The following is a 25,154-nucleotide window of genomic DNA, read 5'->3' as shown; positions in this document are numbered from 1 at the left end:
CCATGCCTTCCCCGCTGTTCCGGCGGCTGCGCCGCCCGCCCACCCTGGACCTCGACGACATCCAGGCGACCCTGCTGCGGGCCCGGCCCGAGCCCTACTTCGGCACCCACGCGATCCTGGAGATCACCGAGCCGGCCGCGGGCAGGGAACTGCTGCGCCGACTGGCGCCGAGGGTGACCTCGGCGGCGCGCTGGGACGAACCGCAGCCGTCCTGGCTGGCCCTCGCCCTCAGCTACCAGGGTCTGGTCGCACTGGGGCTGCCGGAGTCCTCACTGACCTCCTTCCCTGCCAACTTCCGCGCCGGGATGGCCGCCCGCGCCGAGCGCCTGCGCGACACCGGCGTGAACGCGCCGGACCGCTGGGAGTTCCCCTTCGGCACCCCGCGCGTGCATGCCGCCGTCACGGTGTATGCCGCGAGCGAGGACGACTGGCGGGCCGAAGTCGCCGCCTACGAGAAGGAATTGGGCGAGGTCCCGGGCGTCCGGCTGCTGTCGCACCAGGACTTCGCGGCCGACGGGTTCAACGTCTTCGGCTACCGGGACGGCTTCAGCCAGCCGGTGGTCGAGGGCAGTGGCGCCGAACCCCTGCCCGGCGACGGACGGCCCATCAAGGCCGGTGAGTTCGTCCTCGGATACCCGAGCGAGACCGGGGTGCCGCTGCCCGTACCGGCTCCGGACGTCCTCGGCCGCAACGGCACGTACGTCGTCTTCCGCAAGTACCACTCCCACGTCGCGGCCTTCAACAAGTGGCTGCACGACAACGCCTCCACCGAGGCCGAACGCGAGCTGCTGGCCGCCAAGTTGGTCGGCCGCTGGCGCAGCGGCGCACCTCTCGCACTGACACCGGAGCGCGACACCCCCGCCATCGGCGAGGACCCGAACCGGATCAACGACTTCGACTACTCCGCCGACCCGCGCGGGCTGCGTACCCCGCTCGGCTCCCACATCCGCCGGATGAACCCGCGCGACACCAAGCTGACGGTCCTCAGCGATGTCAACATCCGCCGCATCATCCGGCGCGGCACTTCCTACGGCACCCCGCTGCCCCCCGACCGCCTCAAGGACGACGGCACACCGCGCGGCCTGGACTTCATCGCCCTCGGCGCCCGCGCCATCGACAACGTCGAGTTCCTGCAGAGCGAATGGGTCGGCTCAGGCAACTTCATGGGCCTGGGCAAGGAGAAGGACCCGATGATCTCGCTCCAGGACAAGGGCGCCTACTTCACCGTGCCCGGGACCCCGCCGCGCCGGGTGCAGAACATCCAGTCCTTCAACACCCTCCTCGGCGGCGAGTACTTCTTCATGCCGAGCCTGTCCGCCATCCGCTGGCTCAGCGGCAACTGACCCCCACCTCGCGCGGAGGCACTCCCCATGACCTCGTACGTCCCCTACAGCCCCGACCTCGAACAACCCTTTCCGGACGAGGACGAACTCGTCCGTCAGGTCGTCGCGGCCATGGGCAAGGCCAACCAGCAGGTCGCCGACAAACACCGGCACGGTCTGCGCGACGCCCACGCCAAGAGCCACGGCGTCCTCGCCGGTGAGCTGCGCATCCAGCCCGACCTGCCCGCCCACCTCGCCCAGGGCCTTTTCGCCGCACCGGTCACCTACCCGGTGATCGTCCGCTTCTCCTCCGCCCCCGGCGACCTGCGCTCCGACCAGGTACCTGTCCAGCGCGGCCTCGCGATGAAGGTGATCGGCGCCCCCGGGCCCCGCGCCCTCGACGACGGCTTCACCACCCAGGACTTCCTCCTCGTCAACCACCCCACCCTGCCCTTCGGCAACATCGCCGAATACGCCAAACTCCAGGACCTGTTGGAGAAGCAGCCCGGCCAGAGCGACCAGCAGCTCCAGCTCACCGGCGCCGCCGCCCGCGTGGCCGCCAAGGCCCTCACGACCGTCGGACGCCCGCTACCGCCCGCCGTCGAGACCCTGGCCGCCGCCAACGACCACATCCTCGGCGAGACCTTCCACTCCATGGCCGCGCTGCGCTACGGCGAGCACGTGGCGAAGATGTCCGCCGCGCCCCGCTCGGCGAACGTCAGAGCCCTCACCGGCAGCCACGTCGACAAGAAGGCCGGCGAGTCGGCTCTGCGCGACCTCGTCGTCGACTTCTTCGAAGGCAACAGCGCCGAGTACGACATCCGCGCCCAGCTGTGCACGGACATCGACCGGATGCCGGTGGAGGACGCCTCGGTCCTGTGGTCCGAGGAACTGTCACCGCACCAGACCGTGGCCGTGCTGCATCTGCCCGCCCAGGACGCCTACAGCGACGCCCGCCGCCGCTACGCCGACGACGTCCTCTCCTTCAGCCCCTGGCACGCCCTGGAGGCCCACCGCCCGCTGGGCTCGATCATGCGCTCCCGGCGCGCCGCGTACCCCGCGTCCAGCGACTTCCGGCACCGCTTCAACGGCATCGAGCCGCAGGAGCCGTCCGACATCAAGGAGCTGCCCGCCTGACCAGGTCCCGACCGACCCCGGATACGTCCGCGGGTCGGTCAGGACTCGCATGCCAGAATGGAGAAGTCCCTTCTCCACCCCGGCTTCTTCGAGGTTCCTTTCGTGACCCAGCCCGTCGGCCGCGTGCCCCAGCGACGCAACGCACGGTCCAACCGGGCCCGCATCCTGACCACCGCCCGCCAGGAGCTCGGCCGGAACCCCGACATCACCCTGGAGGAACTCGCCCGCGCCGCAGGCGTCGTACGGCGCACGCTGTTCGGGCACTTCCCCGGGCGGGCGGCGCTGCTGGACGCGCTGGCAGAGGAGGCCGCCGAGGCACTCCAGGCCGCCGTCGCGGTCGGCGCGGGGGTAACGGAACCGGCCGACCGGGCGCTCGCCCACTTCACGTTGTCACTCTGGCCCGTGGGCGACCGCTACCGGATGCTGCTGGCGCTGGCCCGACGGGACCTCGGCATGGACCGTGTCGCCGGCATCCTGGAGCCCGCCCGGGTCAGGGCCACGGCCATCGTGGAGCAGGGACAACGAGACGGGATCTTCCATTCCCAGCTGCCGGCCCCGGTGCTGAGCGCCGGCCTGGAGGCGATGACGGTCGCCCTGCTGGAGGAGGTCAACACCGGGGCGCTGGAGGACGACGGCACTCGGGTGGCCGTCACCACGCTCATCGCGGCCGGTGTGCCGGAGAAGCGGGCGCAGACCGTCGTGGACGAGGTGGCCGCCGCCGAGGGGTGAGATCCCCCCTGCCGTACGACGTGACCCCGGTGCGAAGCGCCGGGGTCTTTCCGTGTCCACCCCCGCTTCTTTACTTACCCCTTCATGTGCAATTATCTTGTCCATGAACTTCGGTGGACCAGACGATCTGGCCTTCTCCCACCCTGCGCCGGTGGCGGTCCTCGGCGACAGATACGAACTGCGGCTGCTCCTCGGCTCCGGAGGCATGGCCGAGGTGCACCTCGCGCACGATCTCCGGCTCGACCGCGGCGTCGCGGTGAAGACGCTGCGCACCGACCTCGCCCACGATCCGGCACTCCAGGAGCGGTTCCGGCGGGAGGCGCAGTCCACCGCTTCGCTCAACCACCCGGCCATCGCCGCGGTCTACGACACGGGCGAACACTTCTCGTACGGGGCGCAGTTGCCGTACCTCGTGATGGAGTACGTCGACGGCATGACCCTGCGTGATGCCCTGTACTCCGGACCGCCGCTGACGGTCGAGCGCGCCCTGGAGGTGACGGCCGGCGTTCTGGAGGCGCTCGCCCATTCCCACCAGCACGGCATCGTGCACCGGGACATCAAGCCGGCCAACGTCATGGTGACCTGGTCCGGCCAGGTCAAGGTCATGGACTTCGGCATCGCCCGTGACGCACGGGACGTCGGCATGACGCAGACCTCCATGGTGATCGGCACCGCGCAGTACGTTTCGCCGGAGCAGGCGATGGGACACGCCTTCGACGCCCGCTCCGACCTGTACTCGGTGGGCTGCCTTCTGTACGAACTCCTCACCCTGCGCGCCCCGTTCACGGGCGATTCGCCGATGGCCGTGATGTACCAGCACGTCCAGGAGGAACCGCGACTGCCGAGTCTCTACAACCCCGAGGTCGGACCGCAGGTCGACGCGATCGTCCTGCGGGCCCTGACGAAGGACCCCGCTTACCGCTACCAGGCCGCGCAGGAGATGCTCGCCGACATCGAGGCGTTCCTCGGGGCGCAGACCGTCCTGGACCGGGCGTTCGACAGCGTCAACGAGGAGCCGGACGGCGATGACACGGCGGAGAGCGGTCGCCGAAGAGGCAGCACTGCCGCGCTGATCGGGACGGGTGTCGCGGTCGTCGTCGCGGCACTCGTGCTCGGCTGGTTCATGTTCGGGCGCGGTACGGCCGACGACGGTAAGACGGACGTACCCGATCTCGTCGGCCAGACCCTGGAGGAGGCCCGCCGTACGGCGGACAACGTCGAGCTCACGCTCACCGTCACTAAAAGGGAACCCTGCGCGGACCAGCCCAAGGGGCACATCTGCGAGCAGACCCCACTGGACGGCCGGCTCGACAAGGGCGAGGCGGTGTCGGTCACCGTCTCCACCGGCGCGCCGAAGGTGGAGGTGCCGGATGTCACGGACAAGGACGAGGATGACGCGTCCCGCATCCTTGAGGACAAGGGCTTCAAGGTGAAGCTCCGGCAGAAGGTGTCCACCGAGGACGCGGGGACCGTCCTGGAGCAGGATCCGGCCGGCGGCGAGAGCGTCGAGAAGGGCACCGAGATCACCCTCACGGTGGCCAAGGAGGCCGAGAAGGCCACGGTTCCCGACCTCACCGGCAGCACCCTGAGCGAGGCTCGCAAGCTGCTCGCCGAGCACGACCTCGAACTGGGTGACACCACGGATGTGGAGAGCAGCGCCGAGGCGGGGACCGTCGTCGAGCAGAGCGCCGCGGCGGGAGATGAGGTCGAGCCCGGTACGTCGGTCGACGTCCAGATCGCCAAGTCGGTGCAGACCGTGCAGATACCGACGGACATCATCGGAAAGACCCTTGCGGAGGTCCAGAAGGAACTGGGTGACCTCGGCCTCCAGGTGACCGTTGCCTCCGGGTACTCGCAGGCCTCTGACGCCGTGGTCACGTCCAGCACCCCGGCGGCCGGGAGCGAGGTCGAGGCGGGCGGCACGGTGGTCGTCGTGACCGAAGAGGCTCAGGACACGCCGTCGGACGACGGCACGGCGACGACGCCGGGGGCGACGAACGGCGGCCAGTGATACATCGTTGACCGCCGGCGGACGTCATCGAGAGCGTCCGCCGGCGGTATTGGCTTGCCTACTCCTCGGGCTCCCAGGCGATGATCTGCTCGAACACCTGCCGGTCGCCCTCGATCTTCAGGTCGTCCATCGTGAGGCGACCCCAGACGAACAGGAGCAGTTGCTCGGCCGTGCCCGTGGCCGATACGGAGGCAGGCGCGGAGTCCTCGGTGAGGGGCGCGGGCCAGGCGCCGGTGCCGTCCAGCACGAGGAGCCAGGAGCGGCCCTCGGTGGCGTGGTACTGAATGGTGGCTGGCTCGTGCGGCCATGCCACCGGGGTGGAGTTGCAGGTGTCGAGGAACTCGGCCACGCCGTCGACCGCGACGTCCACCGGCATCGGCTGCACGGCGCCTGCGGCGAGCTGGGCGTCGTAGGTGTGCACCAGCAGCTCGTGCACCCTGCGCCGGGCAACGCCCCAGGCATTCGCCGGCGACACACCGGCGCTCCACCACGTCCAGCACTCGCGCTCCGGACCCGCCTCGCGCAGCGCGCTCAGCAGCAGCTCGTTCGACTCCGCGTACCAGGCCAACAGCGCCTCGAGCTCGCGCGGCGCCTCCGCGGCATCCTTGGCCGGCGGAGCCTCAGCCGGACCTGCGGCGACGATCGCGGCCCACCAGCGCTGGCCCGTACCCAGGTGCTGCAACAGATCGAACACCGTCCACTCGGGGCAGGACGGCACGGGCGCGTCAAGGCCGGGCGCGGCGGCAACCGCACTCCGAAACGCGGCCGACCGCTCGTCGATCAGTCGCAGCAGGGCGGAATACTCAAGACTCTCTGTCACATGGCTTACCTATCAGCCCAGTTCAGCGACCGCATCCCATTTCTTTTCAGGCCGTCAGCTGCGGGAGAACAGGAAGCCACTCGTGGCACGGTTCGAGGATCCCTCTCCCGGGGGGCCGAGGCGGCGTCTCGGTCGCGGACAACAAAAAAGTGGGACGGTGCCGGGTGTCCCCTCCCGGCACCGTCCCGGGGCCGTGCGCCGCTCAGGCACAGCCCGTCATGGGGGTGGAGGAGGCCGGAATCGGGGTTCCGGCCTCCGGTGTGCGGGGCTCAGGCGCCCACGGTCTCGGTCTGCTCCTCGGTGGCCGGTGTCGCTTCTTCCGCATCGTGCTTGGTGGTGTGACCCCGGCCGGGCAGGACGGCGATGACGATCAGGGTTCCGGCGGCCATGATGATCCCGCCGATGAGGCTGGTGTGGGCGATGGCGTGGGCGAAGGACTCGTGCACCGCTCCCAGCAGGGTCTGGGCCTGCTCGGCACCGCCCTGAGGGTTCTTGGCGACCTGCTCGGCGACCGCGATGCCACCGCCGACGGAGTCCTTGGCGACGTCCATGGCCTCGGCCGGGAGGTGGCCGCCGACCATGTCGGTGAGCTTGTCCTTGTAGGACGTGGCCAGCAGCGAGCCGAGGATGGCGATGCCCAGGGCGCAGCCGAGTTCCAGGGCGGTGTCGTTGGCGCCGCCGCCGACGCCCAGTTCGTCCTCGGGGAAGGAGCCCATGATGGTGTCGGTGGCCGGTGCGAGACTCAGGCCGATGGCGAAGCCGAGCAGCAGCAGCGGCGTCAGGAAGTCGGTGTAGGTCGAGCCCGTCTCGATCTGGGTGAGCAGGAAGACGCCCGCGGTGCCGATGACCATTCCGGTGCCGACCACGATCTTCACGCCCAGCTTCGGGGCGAGTTTGCCGGTGACGGCGGAGCCGACGAACACGGCTCCGGCCAGCGGCAGCAGGCGGATGCCGGTCTCCAGGGCGTCGTAGCCGAGGACGAACTGGAGGAACTGGGTGGAGTAGTAGATCGAGCCGAAGGTGCCGAAGAAGAAGAACAGCACCGCGAGCATCGAGCCGCTGAAGGGACGCTCGGTGAACTTGCGCACGTTCAGCATGGGGTTGGGGTGCTTCAGCTCCCAGGCGACGAAGGCCAGCAGGCCCACGCCGGCGACGACGGCCGCGGTGATGGGGCCGGCGCCCCAGCCGAAGTGCGGGCCCTCGATGGTCGCGTAGACCAGGGAACCCACCGACACGATCGACAGCAGACCGCCGACGTAATCGATGCGGCCCATGCCCTCCGCCTTCGACGGCGGTACCAGCAGCAGCGCGCCGACGACGCCGAGGACGGCGATGGGCACGTTCATCAGGAAGGTCGAGCCCCAGGCGTGGTTCTCCAGCAGCCAGCCGGCCGCCAGCGGACCGGCGGCGATGGCGAGACCGGAGGTCGCGGACCAGGCGGTGATCGCCTTGGCGCGCTCGGCGCGCGGGAAGATCGCGACCAGCAGCGACAACGTGGCCGGCATGACGACGGCGGCGCCGACACCCATGATCGCGCGGGCTGTGATGACGAGGTTCGTCTCGTCGACCAGGCCGCCCATCACCGAACCGCCGGCGAAGATCAGCAGGCCGAGGACGAGGGCGCCGCGGCGGCTGTACTTGTCGCCTATCGCGCCGAGCACCAGCATCAGCGCGGCGTAGGGGACGGTGTAACCGTCGATGACCCATTGCAGGTCGCTGCTGCTCAGCCCCAGGTCCTTGGTCATGTCGGGGGCGGCCACGATCAGTGACGTGTTCGCCATGACGACGATCAGCAGGCTCAGGCACAGGACCAGCAGGGCCCACCAGCGGCGGTGGTAGGGCTCCGTCATCTTCTCGACGGGTGTGTTGGGAAAGAGCGGCATGGTCGGGCTCCTCGGCAGGAGGTGAAGCGGAGGCTTCGGGGGTGCGGAATCGATGGGATCGGTGCACGTGGGCCAAGGGAGGCCTGGCACCGGGGGCAACTAATTGCCCACTGATGTGCAGACTAGTTTATTGCCCGTCGATGTGCAACTATCGAGTCGCCCTCCCCCGCCTACCGGAGGTTCGACATGATCCACGCACACCTGACAGCCGCCCCGGAACGCAGCCGCACTCTGCTCACGCGGACTCGCATCCTGGAGGCGGCCCGGCAGGAACTCGCCCGTGACCCCGACAGCAGCCTCAGTGACATCGCCGAGGCGGCAGGGGTGGTGCGCCGTACGGTCTATGGCCACTTCAACGGGCGGGCCGCACTGATGGAGGGGCTGGTGGAGGAGGCCGCGTGGGCCTTGCGGCAGGCGCTCGCGGTCCCGCGCGCACCGGCGGTGGACGCCGTCACGGAGTTGGCGCGCTTCGTCCTCGCGGTGTGGCCCGTCGGAGATCGCTACCGCATCCTGCTCCGGCTCGCCCCCCAGGACCTCGGGGCCGATCGGCTCGCTCAAGTCCTGGCCCCCGCGCGGGACATGACGGAGGCGATCATCGGCCGGGGGCAGCGGCAGGGCGCCTTCCACACCGGCGTCCCCCCGGTCGTCCTGACCCGGGCGCTGGAGGGGCACCTGCTAGGGCTTCTCGACTGCGTGAACAGCGGGGTCTGGAGCGACGACGGCACCAGCACCGCTACCGCCGCCCTGATCGCGATGGGCGTGGCCGGAGACAGCGCTGCGGCGTGCGTCGACGGGCTCGCCCGGCCCGCGGGCGATGCCGCGTAGGCGCGCTTCCCCAAGCACCACTCGAACAGGAGAACCATGTATCAGTCCCACCGCGACGACGAGTACGTCGGCGAGCCCTACTACGGCGACGGCTCGGTGTACGTGAGCCCTCCGACCCGGACCAGGCGGCGCATGATCATCGCCGCCGCGTCCCTGATGGCCCTGCTGGTCTGCGGAGTCGCGGTCGACCGGATCGCCGCTGGTCGCGCGGAGAGCCGTATGGCCAAGGCGTTCCAGGAGGGCATGGGAACCGCCGATCGGCCGTCGGTGCACGTCAGGGGCTTTCCCGTACTGAACCAACTGGCTGCGGGCAGCCTGGACCATGTCGACCTGACCGCCCACGACATTGCGGCCGACGGCTCCACCCGGCCGCTGCCGGTGACGAAGCTGACGGTCGGGATGGACGGGCTGAAGACCTCGGGGAGCGCCGACGAGGCTCACGCGGACAGCGTCACGGCGACCGCGTTCCTGTCGTACGCGGACGTGTCGAGCGCGCTCGGCGTGCAGGTGTCGCAGGGGGACGAGCCGGGCCGGGTCGACGCGACCGCGAGTCTGCCGCTCGCCGGCGACGTGACCGTGAGCGCGGCCGTCTCGGCGGCCGACGGCAACAGCATCGCCTTCACGGACGTACGCGCGGAGCGGGGTGAACTGCTCCCTCCGCTGAAATCGCTGCTCGACAAGGCCCTGGACGAGCCCATACCGCTGCGGAACGTACCCGAAGGGCTCCGGCTGCGGTCGGTCACCACCCGCGAGGACGGAATCGACGCCCGCTTCACAGGCCGCTCGGTCACGTTCCACCCGGACTCGTCGTCCGCGTGAGGTCAGGCGGCGTCAGGCAAGGGGCGGCGGGCGACCTCGTGGGCGTCGTCAGCGGGCAGGCCCAGCATCCGCAGGACCATCTCGGCGAGGTTGACCGCGGCCTCGTCGCCGTCCACCTCGGGGCGGGCGAACCGCAGTTCCACCAGGGACAGCAGGGTGCCGCCCAGCGCGGACAGGGCGACCACGGGGTCGGGGGTCATGAAGCGACCGGAGGCGATGCCGACCTGGAGGTCGCGCAGGGCACGTCGGGACAGTCCGTTGTCCGAGTGGACGTGCCCGAGGCCACGGCGGCGCAGGACCTGCATCAGCTCCGGGTGAGAGTCGGCCATGCGGGCACTGAGCCGGAAGCCGCCCGCGACCCGCTCCGCCGGGTCGTCGATCCCCGTCAGTCGCTCGTCGAATTCCTGCCCGAACTCCTCGAGGGCGTCAACCACCGCCGTCTCGAACAACTCCGCCTTGGAGTCGAAGTGGTTGTAGAAGGAGCCGAAGCCCACATCCGCGCGCTCGGCGATCGCCTGGATGCTCGCGCTGGTGTCGCCGCTCTCGGCGAGTATCTGCCGGGCCGCTCGCACGAGAGCCCCACGGGTCTCTGCGCGACGTCGCTCGAAGCGGTTGCTGGGCGGGGCTGACGTAGACATGCGAAGAGTCTAGCGGTCGCACGATGGCGATCGCAGTCCTGATGAATTCATCATTTCCTGTCGCGAACATCTTGACGACAGAACTGTCACAGTTGATGATTTCCTCATTACGGCAATGTTGCTCGGAGGGCACCATGTCTGAAATCCGCGTCAACGGGGCCGACGTCATCACGGCCCACCAGGACCTCCACAGCGAGCAGGGCGCCCTGCGCGGCGAACACCCCGGCCGCTCCCGGAATCCCGTGATCAAGGTGGCCGACCTGGCCTGGCTGGAGTTCCAGAAGCCCGACCTGGACCGCGCCGAAGTGTTCGCCCGGGACTTCGGGTTCGACATCGTCGCCCGCACCGAGCGGGAGCTGTGGCTGCGCGGCACCTTCGCCGGCTCACCCTGCATGGTGATCCGTAAGGGGCGCACATCCCGCTTCATCGGCCCGGCGTTCCGTGCCGCCGAGCGAGCCGACCTGGACCGGCTGGCCCGCGCCACCGGATCATCCATACGGGACTCCGACGTTCCCGGCGGCGGCAAGGTGGTCGACCTGCTCGACCCCTCGGGCTTCCCGGTCCGGGTCGTGCACTGCGCCGAACGGCTCCCCGCGCTGCCGGAGCAGCAGCCGCTGCTGCTGAACTTCGGCACGGATCACCGTCGTACGAACGCCACCCAGCGCCCGCCGCGCGAACCCTCCCGCATCCAGCGCCTCGGGCATGTGGTCTTGGAGACAAGGGTGTTCGGCCGGGCCCTGGACTGGTATCTGGACACCCTCGGGATGATCGTGTCCGACTTCCTGTTCCTGGACGGGCAGCGCGGACGCGGCCCGACCATGGCGTTCATCCGCTGCGACCTGGGCGGAGTGCCGGCCGATCACCACACCCTGGCCATGCACCTGGGTCCGGGCACGGGGTACGTCCACTCGGCCTACCAGGTCACCGACCTCGACTCCATCGCCGCCGGCGGCGAGTACCTCAAGGAACGCGGCTACAAGCGCAGTTGGGGCATCGGCCGGCACATCCAGGGCAGCCAGCTCTTCGACTACTGGCGCGACCCCGACCACTTCATGCTGGAGCACTTCGCCGACGGCGACCTGTTCTCCTGCGACGTCGAGCCGGGCTGGGCACCGATGTCGACCAGCGGCCTCGCCCAGTGGGGCCCGCCGGCCACCCGCGACTTCCTCGGCGCGAGCCCCTCCCCGCAACGCGTCCGTGACGTCATCGAGGCCCTGCGCGGCGACAACGAGATGGACCGGGCGCGACTGTTCGGCCTGCTCAAGGCCGCCAACTCATGAACCCCCGCACGTAAATCCCTCACAAAGGCACTGACATGAGCACTAATGTCCTGCGCACCGCCGACGGCTGGTGGGTCGTCCGAGGCGGCCGAGCCGTCCCGGTCGAGACCAAGGCCGTGACCACCGCCGAGCTGCTGGCCGACCGGCCGGCTGTCCGCGAGGCCGCCGCCTCCGGCGAACCGGGCACGCCCGTCGCCGACCTGGTCGCGCTCTCGCCGGTCACCACGCCCTGCCGGGTGGTCGCCCAGATGGTCAACTACCGCAGCCACGCCCGCGATTCGGGCTTCAAGGGCGACGTCCCGCCCGCCTTCTTCCGCAAGGCGTCAGGCTCGGTCAGCGGCCCCGGCGACGCCGTCGTCCGCCCCTCCCACGTGAAATTCCTCGACTACGAGATCGAGTTGGGCCTCGTCATGGGCGCGCCGCTGCCCGTCGGCACCGTCGTCGAGGAGCGGGACCTGCCGTCGTACGTCGCCGGACTGGTGATCACCAACGACATCAGCGCCCGTGAGGTGCAGCTGACCAAGACGCAGTTCTACGAGAGCAAGTCATACCCCACCTTCACGCCGACCGGTCCGTACCTGACGCTGCCGGAGCCAGAGGACTTCGCCCATCTCCTCGACCTGCGGCTGAAGTTGAGCGTCAACGGCGAGCTGCGCCAGGACCGCACTCTCGCCGACATGATCGTCCGTCCGGCGCAGGCGCTGACCCTGCTGGCCCGGTTCCAGACCCTGGACGCGGGTGACCTGCTGCTCACGGGGACCCCCGGCGGCACGGCCCTCAAGGCGCCGCCGAAGGCCGTCGAGAAGATCGGCGCGCTGCTGCCGCCCGCCGTGAAATGGAAGGCCTTCTTCAAGAGCCAGGCGAAGAACCCGCACTACCTGAACCCGGGTGACGTGATCACGGCGACGATCGCGACCCCGGACGGCCGCGTCGACCTCGGCGAGCAGCGCACGCCCGTCGCGGACGCGCCCGTCGCGGACGCGAACTAACCCCGAGGTGAGCCGCACATGAACGTCGACGAAGCCGCACGTGTGCCCGTCGTGATCGTCGGCGCCGGACCGGTGGGCGTGACCGCCGCCCTTCTCCTGGCCCGGCGCGGAGTCCGCAGTGTCGTCCTCGAACGCCACCGGGACGTCTACCCGCTCCCCCGCGCCGTCGCCAACGACGACGAGATCCACCGGATCCTCCAAGCCGCAGGCGTCGGCGAGGAGTTCACCTCGATCTCCCGCCCCGCCAACGGTCTGCGGCTGCTGGATTCCCGGCACCGCGTGATGGCCGAGTTCCGGCGCTCCCGGCAAGGCCACCACGGCTATCCGCAGTCCAGCATGTTCGACCAGCCCGAACTGGAACGCGTACTGCGTGACGCCCTGGCCCAGCGCCCGGAGTGCAAACTGCGCGGCGGCGTGGAGGTCACCGGTGTCGGCCCGGACACCACGGGGCCCGTACGCGTCACCTACCGCGACGACCACGGCGAGCATGAGCTGTGGGCCGAGACGGTCCTCGGCTGCGACGGCGCCAACAGCCTCACCCGCGAAGCCATCGGGGGCGTCTGGGAGGACCTGCGCTTCGAGGAGAAGTGGACCGTCATAGACGCCGAGACGACGGGCCCCGTCCGCTGCTGGGAAGGCGTCGACCAGGTCTGCGACCCGGACCGGCCGGGGACCTTCATGCGGGTGAACGAGACCCGCTACCGCTGGGAGTTCCGGCTCCGTGAAGGAGAAGGGCAGGAGACGGTCCGTGAGCTGGTCGCCCCGTGGCTGCCGCCCTCGTACAACGGGGACTTCGAGGTGGTCCGCGAGACGCGGTACACCTTCCGGGCCCGCGTCGCCGACCGCTGGCGCAGCGGACGGGTCTTCCTGCTCGGCGACGCCGCCCACCTCACCCCGCCGTTCATCGGACAGGGCCTGTGCTCGGGGTTGCGGGACGCCTACAACCTCACCTGGAAACTCGCCAGCGTCCTCCAACAGGGCGGCGACGAACGGCTGTTGGACACCTACGAGAGCGAACGCAAGCCGCACGCACGGCATGTGGTCCGCCTCGCGGTCACCATGGGCTGGGCCATGACCGGCGGCCAGGACGGCGCCGCCGCGTTCCGCCGCCGGGCGCTGGCCGCCGCCTGCCGCATACCCGGCCTGACCGAGCTGGCCGGCCGCGACCTCAGCCCGCCCCTCACCGCCGGACCGCTCGTGCGGCGCGGGGTCCGCCGCCGCCTGCCGGGCACACACTGTCCGCAACCGTGGGTGAGCGTCGACGGACGGCGTACCCGTCTCGACGAGCTCCTCGGCGACTCCTTCACCGTGCTGACCGCCACCGAACCCGGCCCCTCCCTGACCGCGCTCGCCCACAGCCTCGGCATACGCGCGCTCTCCGTGACCGACCTCGGCGACGACGGCACCCTCGCAGCCTGGCTGCGCGGCGGACGCGCGGACGCGGTCCTGCTGCGGCCCGACCGCGTCGTGTTGGACGTCGTCCCCTCGGGCGGTCACGACTTCACGGCGACCGCCGCCTGGGCCTCCTTGCTGCACACCACCCGAAGCCCCGTCCCCGCCGAACGGACGGCCACGAAACGCCTGTTGAGGAGTACGACGCGATGAGTACGCCCTTCTTCACCCCCGACCCGGAGACAGCGGCAGCCAGTCGCATCGCGGACTTCGCCCGGCTCCAGGGCAAGGACCCGGAGGACTACGCCGCCCTGCATCAGTGGTCGGTCACCGACCTGGAGGGCTTCTGGGGCGCGGTGTGGGAGTACTTCGACATAGACGCCGACACCCCCTACGAGCGGGTGCTGGCCGAGGAGCGGATGCCGGGCGCCCGCTGGTTTCCCGGCGCCACCCTCAATTACGCCCACCACGCCCTGCGTAACCTGGCCGACGACGACGTGGCGATCCTCGCCCTCGACGAGACCGGTGCCGGATACGAGGTGACGGGCGCCCGGTTGCGTGCCCTGGTGGCGTCCGTGGCCGCCACCCTGCGCGACCTCGGCGTCGGCAAGGGCGACCGGGTCGTCGGCTATCTGCCCAACACCCCGCACGCCATCGTCGCCTTCCTCGCCTCGGCCAGCCTCGGCGCGGTGTGGTCGGTGTGCGGTCAGGACTACGCCCCCAAGGCCGCCGCCGACCGTTTCGCCCAGCTCGAACCCACCGTGCTGATCGCGGCCGACGGCTACCTCTTCAACGGCACCACCCACGACCGCCGCGACGCCACCCTCGAACTCGCCAACTCCCTGCCCACGTTGAAGGCGACCGTGCTGGTGGGCCACATGGACCTGCCCTGGCCGTCGCAGGCGTACCCGTCGCTGGTGGTCCCCTGGGAGGACGCCTCCACCCGTACCGAGCAACTCGCCTGCGTGCCGGTCCCGTTCGACCATCCGCTGTGGGTCGTCTTCTCCTCCGGCACCACCGGCCTACCCAAGGGCATCGTCCACGGCCACGGCGGCGTACTCCTGGAACACCTCAAAACCCTGGGCCTGCACTCGGACTTGGGCCCCGGCGACCGCCTCCTCTGGTACACCACCACCCACTGGATGATGTGGAACCTGGTCGCCTCCACCCTCCTCACCGGCGCCACGACCTGCACCTACGACGGCAGCCCGGCCCCCTTCGCCAAGCTCGACCGGCTATGGGAACTGGCCGCCCGCCACCGGGTCACCGTCTTCGGCACCAGCCCCCAATACCTGCTGGGCATGGCCAAGTTCGGCATCGACCCGTCCGTCCACGACCTGTCGTCGATCCGCGTCGTCGGCTGCACGGGCTCGGCCCTGCCCGCCTCCGCCTACCCCTGGGTCCGCGAGCACGTCGGCGACCACGTCCTGCTGGCCTCCATCAGCGGCGGCACCGACATCGTCTCCGGATTCGCCGGCAGCGCCCCCAACACCCCCGTATGGGCAGGCGAGTTGTCGGCGCCGCACCTGGGCGTGGCGCTGGCCGCGTACGACGCCGAGGGCTTCCCCGTCATCGACCAGGTCGGCGAGCTGGTCGTCACCCGCCCCATGCCCTCGATGCCGCTGTACTTCTGGAACGACCCCGAGGGCACCCGCTACCGCGACGCCTACTTCTCCTCCTACCCCGACGTCTGGCGACACGGCGACTGGATCACCGTCACGGGGCACGGCTCGGTGATCATCCACGGCCGCTCCGACTCCACCCTCAACCGCAACGGCGTCCGGCTCGGCAGCGCCGACATCCATGACGTCGTCGAACGTCTCCCCGAGATCGCCGAGGCGCTGGTCATCGGCGCGGAGGAACCCGACGGCGGCTACTGGATGCCGCTGTTCGTGGTCCCGGCGGCCGGGGTCGAGCTGGACGACACCCTGCGCGACCGCATCCGCGACGCGATCCGCACCGGCGCCTCACCCCGCCACGTCCCCGACGAGATCCTCGAAGTGCCGGGCATCCCCCACACCCGCACCGGCAAGAAGCTGGAGGTCCCGATCAAGCGGCTGCTCCAGGGCGCCCGGGTCGAGGACGTCCTCAACCCCGCCACCGTGGACAGCCCCGAACTCATCGACCACTACGCCCGACTGGGCGAGGACCGCCGCAAGGGCAGGTCCGCCTCATGACCACCGTGCTCGCCGTCGCCCTGTCCCTGGTCTTCCTTCCGCTGGGGCTGGCGAAGCTCGCCGCGGCGCCGGTCATGCGCCAGGCGGCGGCCCATGTCGGCATGTCGGTACGGCTCTATCGCGTCGTCGGCGCGCTGGAGGTGGCCGGGGTCGCCGGTCTGCTGGCGGGTCTGGCCTGGATGCCACTGGGCGTGGCCGCCGCGACAGGCCTCGCCCTGCTGATGGTCGGGGCGGCGGTGGTCCACCTGCGGCTCGGCGACCCGCTGCCCCGGGCCGTCCCGGCCGTCGTCATGGTCCTGATCTCCTTGACGTACGCGGTGACGGCGATGACCGTCGGCTGACGTCCTGTACGGCCGGGCACGGGCGGCCCCCTGTGAGGGTGGCGGCCGTCCCTCCCCGGCTCCGTGCGGGCTGCCATCGCACACCGGCCTCCCCCTCCCTCCGAGGCCGGGGCGGCCCGCGCCGACGTCCGGGGCCTGCGAGACGGCTGGGCTCGACAGGCCCCGGACGTGACACCCCCGTTCCCGGGGATGTCAGTCGCGCTCGGAGGCGGTCGCGGGCGTCGCGCTCGGCTGTGCCGGGGGCTTGGGCAGATCGCGCCCTTCGATGTCCACGTTCGGCAGGATCTTCTGCAGACCACGCGGCAGCCACCAGCCGGCCCGGCCGACCCACATGAGCACGGCGGGCACGAACGTCATCCGGATGAGGAAGGCGTCGACCAGGACCCCGAAGGCCAGGGCGAAGGCGATCGGCTTCACGATCGCGTCCTGCATCGTGACGAAGCCCGCGAAGACCGCCACCATGATCAGCGCGGCGGCGGTGACCACCCGGAACGCCAGGGGCGATCCCGCCAGGACGGCCCGGCGGGCGTCGCCGCCATGGGCGTACTCCTCGTGGATGCTGGAGACGACGAACACCTCGTAGTCCATGGCGAGTCCGAAGAGCACGGCCATGAGGATGATCGGCAGGAAGGAGACGACCGGCCCGGTCCTCGTGACGTCGATGAAGTCCGCGGCCCAGCCCCATTGGAAGACCGCGACCACGGCACCGAAGGAGGCCGCGACCGAGAGCAGGAACCCGACCGTGGCCTTGACCGGGACCACGAGGGAACGGAAGACGATCATCAGGATCAGCAGGCACAGGCCCACGACCACGATGGCGAAGGTCAGCAGTGAGTCGCTGAGCTTCTGCGACACGTCGACGTTGACCGCGGTCTGGCCGGTGACCTGGAGCGAGATCCCGGTCTGGGACCGGAGCGAGGACTCCTTGTCCCGCAGTGCCTTGACCAGATCGCTGGTGGCCTCGTCCCCGGAGCCGGTGGTCGGTACGACGGTCAGCAGCGCGTACTCGGAGTCGAGTCGCTGGGCCGCCGAGGCGAGGGCGACGCCTTTGGTGGCGGCCAGTTCCTTGCGCACGGTGTTCAGTTCGGCGGTCAGCTGCGCGGCGGAGGACGCCTTGGCGTCGCCGGTGTTCATGAGGATGAGCAGCGGGCCGTTGAGGCCGGGGCCGAACTCCTCGCTGATGGTGTCGTAGGTCTCGCGCTGGGTGGTGCCCTGCGCGGCGCTGCCGTTGTCGGGCAGGGCGAGCTGCAGGTCGCGGGCGGGCCAGGCGACGACCAGGAGTCCGGCGGTGACGAGGACGACGGTGAGGGCGGGGACGCGGGTCACCGTACGCACCCACCGGGCGCCGAGCGCCTGCTTCGGCGCGGCCTGGTCTCCGGGCGCGGACGTCTTCTTCGGCCTGGGCCTGAGCCGGTCGCCGGCGAATCCCAGCAGCGCGGGGAGCAGGGTGAGGGCGACGAGCGCGGCGATCGCCACGCCCCCCGCGCCGGCGAGCCCCATCGCGGTCAGGAAGGGGATGCCGACGACGGAGAGCCCGACCATGGCGATGATCACGGTGAGCGCGGCGAAGGCGACCGCGCTGCCGGAGGTGCCGATGGCGCGGGCCGCCGACTCGTCGGTGGCCATGCCCGCCTTCAGCTGGTCCCGGTGGCGGGACAGGATGAACAGCGTGTAGTCGATGCCGACCGCGAGGCCCAGCATGACCGTGAGGGTCAGCGCCGTGGAGGAGATCGTGGCCAGGTGGCTCACCAGCAGCAGCCCGCCGGCCCCGATGACGACGCCGATGACGGCGGTGAGCACCGGCATCCCGGCCGCGAGCAACGAGCCGAACGTGATGACCAGGATGATCAGGGCGATGACGACACCGGCGACTTCCTTGGCGCTGATGTCGACACCGGTGCTGTTGTAGGCCTGCCCACCCACCGACACCGTGAGCCCGGCCTTTTCGGCTGGGCCGATCGTGTCCTCCAGGGAGTCCAGAGAACCGTCTTCGAGCTCGGCGTTGGTGACGGAGTACTGGACCTGGGCGAGGGTGGAGCGGCCGTCCTTGGACACGGCCCGGGTCTGCTCGGGCGAGAGAACCGCGGTCACCTGCGGGGCGTCGGCGGCCTCCTTGAGGGTCGCGGCGATTCCCGCCTGGTACTTCTTCGCGGTGACCTTCTCCCCCTCGGGAGCCATGAAGACGATCTGCGCGCTGGTTCCGCCGGCCGCCGGATACACCCTTCGGAGCGTGTCCAGGGCCTGCTGGGACTCCGAGCCAGGGATCGTGAACGTGTCGTCGGTGTCCTCACCGGCGACACCGAGCCCTGCCACGACCGCGGCGATCACCAGGGTCCAGAGGGCGAGGACGATTCTGCGGCGGCGGAAGGCGAGTTTCCCCAGGCGGTACAGGAGGGTGGCCATGGCTCACTCCGGTCATAGGGTCACAGATCCACTGATGAATACCTCAAAGTAGATGAAATGTCCCATACCTGCTCCGGTCACGCACCCGGTCGGCCGCCAGGCAGAGGGTGGCACCAAGGGCCTGATCGACCTCAGGACCCCGGGCCCCGGCCCAGCTCCGTGTCGATGAAGTGACGCAGATGCCGCCGCGCGTCCTCCACCGTCAACGGCGGTGTCTGGCGCAGGCGTTGCAGGGCCAGGCCGTCGGCGAGGGCGGCGAAGCGGACGGTGAAGCCGTCCAGGTCCGCGGAGGTGAAGTCGCCCTCGGCGAGGGCGCGTTCGGCGAGGCTCCGGATCTGCCGGTGCCAGCTCTCGTAGCGGCGGTCCTGGCCGCGGGCGAACGCCGGGTCCGGGTGGTGCTCGCCGACGTTCCAGTACTCGAACCACATCCGCCAGTGCCGGTCGGTGTCCTCGGTGAACAGCGCGTCGACCAGCAGCCGCAGTCCCTCCGCCCCGCTGGTGGCCCGCTCCGCGGCCTCGCTCAGACCCGTGTAGTACCGCTCGATCTGGAGCACCATCGCCTCGGAGAGGATCTCCTGCACGCTGCCGAAGTGGTAGGTGACCGTGCCGACGGACACCCCGGCCGCGGCGGCGACGTCCCGCACCCCGACCGAGGCGTAGCCTCGCTCGGCGATCAGCGGGACCGCCGCCTCGACGATGAGTTTGCGACGCACCTCGGTGGGCTGCCGGGTGCGGTCGGCGGCGGCGACGGCGCGGCGCGGGCTCCTCTCGGCCTTCTTCTCGGCCTTCATCCCGACGTCCTCGGGGTGGTGCGGTGCCATGCGCGCTTGGCCACTGTCTCTCCGTTCGCCCGTGCTTCGAGGTGACTGTCCATGACGAACTCCGTGGCCGTGGCCCGCAGTTCCGTCCGTGCGACTATCTCCGCATCCCATGCGGCCCCGTCCTCGCCACGGGTCAGCCGGATCGTCCACTCGGAGACGGCCGAGGCCGAGAGGGGGTCGTCGCTGCGGATACGGTACGTCTCCCGGGCGTTCTCCGCGTATCGCAGGCCGTCGGGGTAGGTGCGGGAGCCGCCGTAGCGTGGGTCGACCTCCAGGATCCACTCCCCCGCCGCCACATCATGGGTGACCAGGCGTTCCGGGCGCGGCTCGGACTCGACGTCGTACGTCACCGGGAGCGGGGGCGCCTGTTCCGGTTCCTCGAAGCGGATCGGCGGCTCGTCGCCGGGCGCACGGACCGGCAGCAGAAGGACGCTGTCCGCCGGCAGCAGGGTCAGCTCGCCGCGTTCTCCGTGCGGCCACACCCACGGCCAGTAGGCGTTTGATACGGCGACCCGGATGCGGTGGCCGGGCGGGAAGGCGTACCCGGTCGCGTTGAGCTCGAACTCGACGTCCTCGTACGTGCCAGGGGTCCACTCGACCGCCTTGTCCCGTCCGTGCCGGGCCAGCAGATTGAGTACGCCCCGGGTGACGAGGGTCGACGAGCCGTCCGGGGCCACGTCGCACACGCGGGCGATCACATGGGCGCGCGGGGTGGCGCTGTCCAGGCGGAGCCTCACGCGCGGGCGGCCCAGGATCTCGACGCGTTCGGTCAGCGGCGCCGAGTCCAGGCAGACCGAACGGCCGTCCTCCTCCCGCTGGTCGGGCGCCAGATCGCTCGCGTTGCCGAACGGGAAGAAGCGGCCCGCGTCGATGCCGGTGTGGTGCGGGGAACGGACGACGGCGGGTAGCGCGCCCTCCGTACCCAGCGAGCGTTCCCGCCAAGTGCCCCGTGGCGAGGGCCATTTCGTGTCCCCGACCCATCGGCCCGGCATCACCTCGTACGAAGTCGCGGGCGGGACCGGGTCGTTGATCCAGGCCCGGAGCAGGGGCTCGCGCATCGCCCCCGCGTCCTCGCCCTTCAGCCAGTGGTCCCACCAGCGCAACGTCTCCTGGAGAAAGCCGATCGCCGGGCCCGGCGGCAGGCCGCGGTCCGGGTACTGGTGGGACCAGGGCCCGATCAACCCCCGGACGCGGTCGGGCGGCAGGTGCTCCACGAGCCGCAACACCGTGTCGCGGTACGGGTCGTTCCAGCCGCCCACCGCCAACACCGCGGCCTGCACCGCGCCGTAGTCCTCGCACACGCTCCCGTGCCGCCAGTACTCGTCCCGCTGCTGGTGGGCGAGCCATGTGTGCAGGAACGGGTCGAGGGCGTCGAGCCGTTCGCGCCACATCGGCAGCCAGCGGTCGGCGCCGACGTTCGCCGGGTCCGGCGGGCGGGCGGCGAAGGCGAGTATGGTGCCGGCCCAGGCGAGCATGTCGATGCCGAGGACCGCGCCGCCCATGTAGTGGACGTCGTTGTCGTAGCGGTCGTCGGTGGCGCAGACGGTGACGATCGCCTTGAGGGGTTCGGGGGCCAGGGCGGCGATCTGGAGGGAGTTGAAGCCGCCCCAGGAGATGCCGAACATGCCGACCTTGCCGGTGCACCAAGGCTGCCGGGCGAGCCAGTCGACGACGTCGACGCCGTCCGCCAGCTCCTGCGCGTCGTACTCGTCGCCGGGGACGCCCTCGCTGTCGCCGTGGCCGCGGATGTCGACGCGCACGGAGGCGTAGCCGTGGCCCGCGTACCAGGGGTGGCGCTGGGCATCGCGCGGGGCGGTCCAGTCGCTCTTGCGGTACGGGAGGTACTCCAGCAGCGCGGGCACCGGGTCGGCCTCCGCGTCGGCCGGGCGCCAGATACGGGCGTGCAGCCGGACCCTGCCGTCACGGGTGGGGATCCAGACGTCCTCGCGCACGACCTGGCGCTCGAACCGCTCGCGATACTTCACGAAACTCCTTCGCCGACAGAGGTGAGGGGGGTGTTGGTCGCGCGCCAGCGGCGGACGCGGTGACCGCCGCCGTGGTCGGTCCACACGTCGTCCGGTTCCGCCGCGTCGGTCCAGTCGGGCGCGTCGGCCACGAACGGGCTCGCATCGGGGTCCGGTTCGAGGGCCGCCGCCATCAGCTCCCGGGTGTAGGGGTGGGCCGGGTCGGCGAAGACGGCCTCGGTCGGGCCCTCCTCGACCACCACGCCCTGGCGCAGGACCAGCACGCGGTCGGCGATGCCCCGTACGACGGCCAGGTCGTGACTGATGAACAGGCAGGCCAACTGCCGTTCCCGGCGCAGGTCGTCGAGCAGGCGCAGCACCTCGGCCTGGACCGAGACATCCAGCGCGGTCGTGATCTCGTCGGCGATCAGGACGTCCGGCTCGCCCGCAAGCGCCCTTGCGATGCCGATGCGTTGGCGCTGGCCGCCGGAGAGCTGGGCGGGCAGGCGGTCCGCGAACGCCGGGTCGAGGCGTACGTCCCGGATGAGGTCGAGGGCGCGGGTGGCGGCCGACTGCAGGTCGGGGGCGGTGCCGAAGAAGCGGAGCGGGCGGCGGATCGCGTCGCCGACGGTGCGGCGCGGGTTGAGGGAGGTGTCGGCGTTCTGGAACACCAGCTGGACCAACCGCCGCAGCGCGGTGGGGCGCCCGCGGGCGGGCTTGGCGAGGTCGCCGGATCCGTGGGTCATCGTGCCGCCGGAGGGGGTGCGCAGACCGGCGAGGGACCAGGCGAGGGTGGACTTCCCGCTGCCCGACTCCCCGACCAGGGCGACGATCTCGCCGCGCCGGACGTCGAAGGAGACGCCGTGCACGGCACGCGCCGAGCCGTAGTCGATGGTGACGTCCGTCGCCGACACCGCGACCGGGGCGTCCGCGGCCACCAGCGCCTTCGCCCGCACCTCCCGCTCACCGTGTTCCCCGACGAGGGCGAGCCCGTCGTCGGTCAGGCGCGGCACGCTCGCCAACAGGCGCCTGGTGTAGGTGTGTTGGGCTCCGGCGAAGAGGGTGCGGGTGGGTGCCGACTCCACGATCCGGCCCGACCGCAGCACGCTCACCTCGTCGGCCATCCGGGCGACCACCCCGAGGTCGTGGCTCACCAGCACGGCGGCCAGGCCGAGTTCGTCGCGCAGGGCGGTGACGAGGTCGAGGATGCCGCGCTGGGTGACGACGTCGAGGCCGGTCGTGGGCTCGTCGAGGACGAGGACCTTGGGGCGGGCCGCGAGGGCCATGGCGATGGCGACGCGCTGCTGCTGGCCTCCGGAGAGTTCGTGCGGGTAGCGGCGCGCGAGGTCGGCGGGGCGGGGCAGCCGTACCTGTTCGAGGAGGTCGAGGACCGGGACCTCGCCGCCGGCCTCAGCGATCTGCCGTCCGACGCGCATGGACGGGGTGAGCGCGTGCCCGGCGTTCTGGGCGACCATCGCCACCGTCCCGCCGCGCAGCCGCCGCAACTCCGGTACGGACAGGGCGAACACGTCCTTGCCGTCCACCCGCACGCTCCCGGCGTCCAGGCGCGAGCCGTGCCGCAGATGGCCGAGCAGAGTCGCCGCGACGGTCGACTTGCCGCTGCCGGACTCGCCGACCAGGGCGAGGGTGCGGCCCTCGGCGACGTCGAAGGACACGTCCTGCACGACGGGCACGTCACGCCCGCCCGAACGGTAGGAAACAGAGAGGGAGTTGACGGACACCACGGTTGCAGAGGTCATCACGAGCCCTCCCTGATCCGGTCCACGCCCCACGCCTTGGACAGGCCGTCGGCCGCGAGGTTGAGCCCGACCACGAGTGTGGCCAGGGCGATGATCGGCGCGAGGCTCGCCATCGGGACGACGGTGATGGCGGTGCGGTTCTCGGCGACCATGAGCCCCCAGTCGGGGGTCGGCGGGTCGGCGCCGAAGCCGAGGAAGGACAGCGAGGAGATCAGCAGCACGACCCAGGAGGCCCGCATGGCGAACTCCACGTACACCACGTCGGCGATGTTGGGCAGGACCTCGCGCCGCAGGATCGACCAGGTGCGCTCGCCGCGGGCGCGGGCCGCGGTCACGTAGTCGGCGGGTACGACGGCCAGCGCCGCGCCCCGCACCACCCGTACGACCTGGGGCACGAAGACGACGGCCACGGCGATCACGATGACCGCCGGGCCAGTGCCGAGCGCGGTCACGACGACGAGCAGCGCGAGGACGGCCGGCACCGACAGCACCGCGTCGAGGACGCGGCCCAGCAGGTCGTCGAACCAGCCGCCGCGCAGCGCCGCCGCACAGCCGATGACCGTGCCGAGGGCGAGGGCGATGACCGTGGCGACGACCGAGACGCCGAGCGCGTAACGGCCGCCGTACAGCACACGGGTGAGAACGTCCCGGCCGTACATGTCGGTGCCGGCCCAGTGCGACCAGCTCGATCCGAGGAGGGCCTGGGAGGGGTCGTTGGCGATGGGGTCGTAGGAGGTGAGCAGGGGGGCGAGGAGGGCGATCAGCGTGTGGACGCCGACGATCGCCAGGCCCACGAGGGCCGTTCGGGAGGAGCGCAGGGTGCGCCAGGTGCGTGCCGCGCGTCCCGGCGTCGCCGCCACGGGCACCGGCGGGGTGTCGAGGGTGGTCATCAGGTCCTCCCGCGCGTACGGAGCTTGGGGTTGAGGGCCATGGCGCCGAGGTCGGCGGCGAGGTTGCAGACGACGTACACGACGGCGCTGATCAGGGCGACGGCCTGCACGACGGGCAGGTCCCGGTTCTGCACGGAGCTGAGCATCAGCTTGCCGATGCCGGGGTAGTTGAAGACGTTCTCGACGACGGCGACTCCGCCCACCAGCCAGGCCACGTTGAGGGCGATGACGTGCAGGGTGGGCAGCAGGGCGCTCGGCAGGGCGTGCCGGGTGACAACCCGCCAGGTGGACAGGCCCTTGAGCCGGGCCGTGGTGACGTACTCGCTCGCCATCACGTCGATGACCGACGTACGGGCCATGCGGATGATGTAGGCGGCCATCACGATGGCCAGCGCGAGCGCGGGAAGCCATACGGCGGGCAGGAGTTGGCCGACGCTCGCGTCGGGGCCGTACAGGACGACCGCCGGGAACCACGGCAACGCGACCGAGAAGCACAGCACCAGGACGGTGGCGACCACGAACTCCGGGACGCTCATGCCGACCAGGCTCGCGGTCGAGATCACGTGGTCGGCCCAGCGGTCGCGGTACAGGCCGGCGAGGATGCCCAGCACCAGGGACCCGGTCACCGCGAAGACGATGGTGACGACGGCGATGAGGGCCGAGTTGCCGAGGTACTGGGCGACTTCGCTCCCCACCGGCTTGGCGGAGACCAGCGACGTACCGAAGTCGCCGTGCACGGCGCCCTTGATCCAGTCGAAGTAGCGTTCCCAGGCGGGCTGGTCGAGTCCGAGCTGCTTGCGCAGGGCGGCGACCGCGTCCGGGGTGGCGTCCTTGCCGAGGATCTGGGTGGCGACGTCGCCGGGCAGGGCCTGGAGGGCGAGGAAGACCAGGACGGAGGAGAGGAGCAGCGTGCCGAGGGCGGCTGCCAGTCGTCGGGCGACGAACACGAGCAT

Annotated in this window: 20 protein-coding genes; 11 read left to right on the top strand and 9 right to left on the bottom strand. The window is 70.9% G+C overall.

From position 1 onward, the window contains the following. Positions 1 to 2 precede the first annotated feature (2 nt). The 4 genes from ABZ928_RS18340 to ABZ928_RS18325 all read left to right on the top strand — a co-directional run bounded on the left by ABZ928_RS18340 (position 3) and on the right by ABZ928_RS18325 (position 5,199). Positions 3 to 1,343, top strand: coding sequence for a peroxidase (locus tag ABZ928_RS18340; RefSeq protein ID WP_361519515.1), 1,341 nt, complete (start codon positions 3 to 5; stop codon positions 1,341 to 1,343). Positions 1,344 to 1,370: 27 nt separating this feature from the next. Continuing rightward, positions 1,371 to 2,459 (top strand): catalase family protein, encoded by a 1,089-nt coding sequence (locus ABZ928_RS18335; protein ID WP_361519512.1) that lies wholly within the window; start codon positions 1,371 to 1,373, stop codon positions 2,457 to 2,459. Between the two features lie 57 nt (positions 2,460 to 2,516). After that, entirely contained in the window at positions 2,517 to 3,188 is a 672-nt protein-coding gene (locus ABZ928_RS18330; RefSeq protein ID WP_361519510.1) for a TetR family transcriptional regulator, read from the top strand. Between the two features lie 103 nt (positions 3,189 to 3,291). Beyond that, the gene (locus ABZ928_RS18325) at positions 3,292 to 5,199 is read left to right on the top strand and encodes a PASTA domain-containing protein (RefSeq protein ID WP_361519507.1); all 1,908 of its coding nucleotides are present in this window, start codon (positions 3,292 to 3,294) and stop codon (positions 5,197 to 5,199) included. Positions 5,200 to 5,257: 58 nt separating this feature from the next. On the opposite strand, the gene ABZ928_RS18320 is transcribed toward ABZ928_RS18325, so the two are convergent. Both ABZ928_RS18320 and ABZ928_RS18315 read right to left on the bottom strand, forming a co-directional pair. Continuing rightward, entirely contained in the window at positions 5,258 to 6,019 is a 762-nt protein-coding gene (locus ABZ928_RS18320; protein WP_361519504.1) for a maleylpyruvate isomerase family mycothiol-dependent enzyme, read from the bottom strand. Positions 6,020 to 6,288: 269 nt separating this feature from the next. Then, a complete protein-coding gene (locus tag ABZ928_RS18315) occupies positions 6,289 to 7,902 on the bottom strand; it encodes an MFS transporter (protein WP_361519501.1) in 1,614 nt (537 codons plus the stop codon). A 186-nt stretch (positions 7,903 to 8,088) separates the two neighbouring features. Here ABZ928_RS18315 and ABZ928_RS18310 point away from each other — a divergent pair, with 186 nt between their 5' ends. Beyond that, complete coding sequence (locus tag ABZ928_RS18310) at positions 8,089 to 8,727, top strand: TetR/AcrR family transcriptional regulator (protein ID WP_361519498.1); 639 nt, start codon at positions 8,089 to 8,091, stop codon at positions 8,725 to 8,727. Between the two features lie 36 nt (positions 8,728 to 8,763). Continuing rightward, positions 8,764 to 9,546 carry a DUF2993 domain-containing protein gene (locus ABZ928_RS18305; RefSeq protein ID WP_361519495.1) on the top strand — a complete coding sequence of 261 codons (783 nt, stop codon included), beginning with the start codon at positions 8,764 to 8,766 and terminating at the stop codon, positions 9,544 to 9,546. Positions 9,547 to 9,548: 2 nt separating this feature from the next. Here ABZ928_RS18305 and ABZ928_RS18300 read toward each other — a convergent pair whose 3' ends face one another. Then, positions 9,549 to 10,184, bottom strand: coding sequence for a TetR/AcrR family transcriptional regulator (locus tag ABZ928_RS18300; protein ID WP_361519492.1), 636 nt, complete (start codon positions 10,182 to 10,184; stop codon positions 9,549 to 9,551). A 134-nt stretch (positions 10,185 to 10,318) separates the two neighbouring features. On the opposite strand from ABZ928_RS18300, the gene ABZ928_RS18295 reads away from it, so the two are divergent. The 5 genes from ABZ928_RS18295 to ABZ928_RS18275 are packed head-to-tail and all read left to right on the top strand — an operon-like array spanning position 10,319 to position 16,363. After that, the gene (locus tag ABZ928_RS18295; protein ID WP_361519490.1) at positions 10,319 to 11,464 is read left to right on the top strand and encodes a VOC family protein; all 1,146 of its coding nucleotides are present in this window, start codon (positions 10,319 to 10,321) and stop codon (positions 11,462 to 11,464) included. Between the two features lie 35 nt (positions 11,465 to 11,499). Continuing rightward, positions 11,500 to 12,453, top strand: coding sequence for a fumarylacetoacetate hydrolase family protein (locus tag ABZ928_RS18290; RefSeq protein WP_361519487.1), 954 nt, complete (start codon positions 11,500 to 11,502; stop codon positions 12,451 to 12,453). An 18-nt stretch (positions 12,454 to 12,471) separates the two neighbouring features. Beyond that, positions 12,472 to 14,058: a bifunctional 3-(3-hydroxy-phenyl)propionate/3-hydroxycinnamic acid hydroxylase gene (locus ABZ928_RS18285; RefSeq protein ID WP_361519484.1), complete on the top strand. Its 1,587-nt coding sequence runs from the start codon at positions 12,472 to 12,474 to the stop codon at positions 14,056 to 14,058. After that, a complete protein-coding gene (locus ABZ928_RS18280) occupies positions 14,055 to 16,022 on the top strand; it encodes an acetoacetate--CoA ligase (protein ID WP_361519482.1) in 1,968 nt (655 codons plus the stop codon). Before ABZ928_RS18285 ends, ABZ928_RS18280 begins: the two co-directional genes overlap by 4 nt. Beyond that, positions 16,019 to 16,363, top strand: coding sequence for a DoxX family protein (locus tag ABZ928_RS18275; RefSeq protein WP_361519480.1), 345 nt, complete (start codon positions 16,019 to 16,021; stop codon positions 16,361 to 16,363). The genes ABZ928_RS18280 and ABZ928_RS18275 overlap by 4 nt, the downstream gene beginning before the upstream one ends. A 192-nt stretch (positions 16,364 to 16,555) precedes the next feature. Here ABZ928_RS18275 and ABZ928_RS18270 read toward each other — a convergent pair whose 3' ends face one another. The 6 genes from ABZ928_RS18270 to ABZ928_RS18245 all read right to left on the bottom strand — a co-directional run bounded on the left by ABZ928_RS18270 (position 16,556) and on the right by ABZ928_RS18245 (position 25,154). Beyond that, a complete protein-coding gene (locus tag ABZ928_RS18270; protein ID WP_361519477.1) occupies positions 16,556 to 18,766 on the bottom strand; it encodes an MMPL family transporter in 2,211 nt (736 codons plus the stop codon). 131 nt (positions 18,767 to 18,897) lie between these two features. Then, positions 18,898 to 19,587, bottom strand: coding sequence for a TetR/AcrR family transcriptional regulator (locus ABZ928_RS18265; RefSeq protein WP_361519474.1), 690 nt, complete (start codon positions 19,585 to 19,587; stop codon positions 18,898 to 18,900). Then, positions 19,554 to 21,572: a CocE/NonD family hydrolase gene (locus tag ABZ928_RS18260; protein ID WP_361519471.1), complete on the bottom strand. Its 2,019-nt coding sequence runs from the start codon at positions 21,570 to 21,572 to the stop codon at positions 19,554 to 19,556. Before ABZ928_RS18260 ends, ABZ928_RS18265 begins: the two co-directional genes overlap by 34 nt. Then, on the bottom strand, positions 21,569 to 23,311 hold the full coding sequence (locus ABZ928_RS18255; RefSeq protein ID WP_361519469.1) for an ABC transporter ATP-binding protein: 1,743 nt from the start codon (positions 23,309 to 23,311) through the stop codon (positions 21,569 to 21,571). Before ABZ928_RS18255 ends, ABZ928_RS18260 begins: the two co-directional genes overlap by 4 nt. Continuing rightward, complete coding sequence (locus tag ABZ928_RS18250; protein ID WP_361519467.1) at positions 23,311 to 24,201, bottom strand: ABC transporter permease; 891 nt, start codon at positions 24,199 to 24,201, stop codon at positions 23,311 to 23,313. Before ABZ928_RS18250 ends, ABZ928_RS18255 begins: the two co-directional genes overlap by 1 nt. After that, positions 24,201 to 25,154 (bottom strand): ABC transporter permease, encoded by a 954-nt coding sequence (locus ABZ928_RS18245; protein WP_361519464.1) that lies wholly within the window; start codon positions 25,152 to 25,154, stop codon positions 24,201 to 24,203. Before ABZ928_RS18245 ends, ABZ928_RS18250 begins: the two co-directional genes overlap by 1 nt.

It is taken from the genome of Streptomyces sp. NPDC046909, from assembly GCF_040644695.1.
Classification (GTDB): domain Bacteria; phylum Actinomycetota; class Actinomycetes; order Streptomycetales; family Streptomycetaceae; genus Streptomyces.
This window is presented reverse-complemented; position numbering and strand designations above follow the sequence as displayed.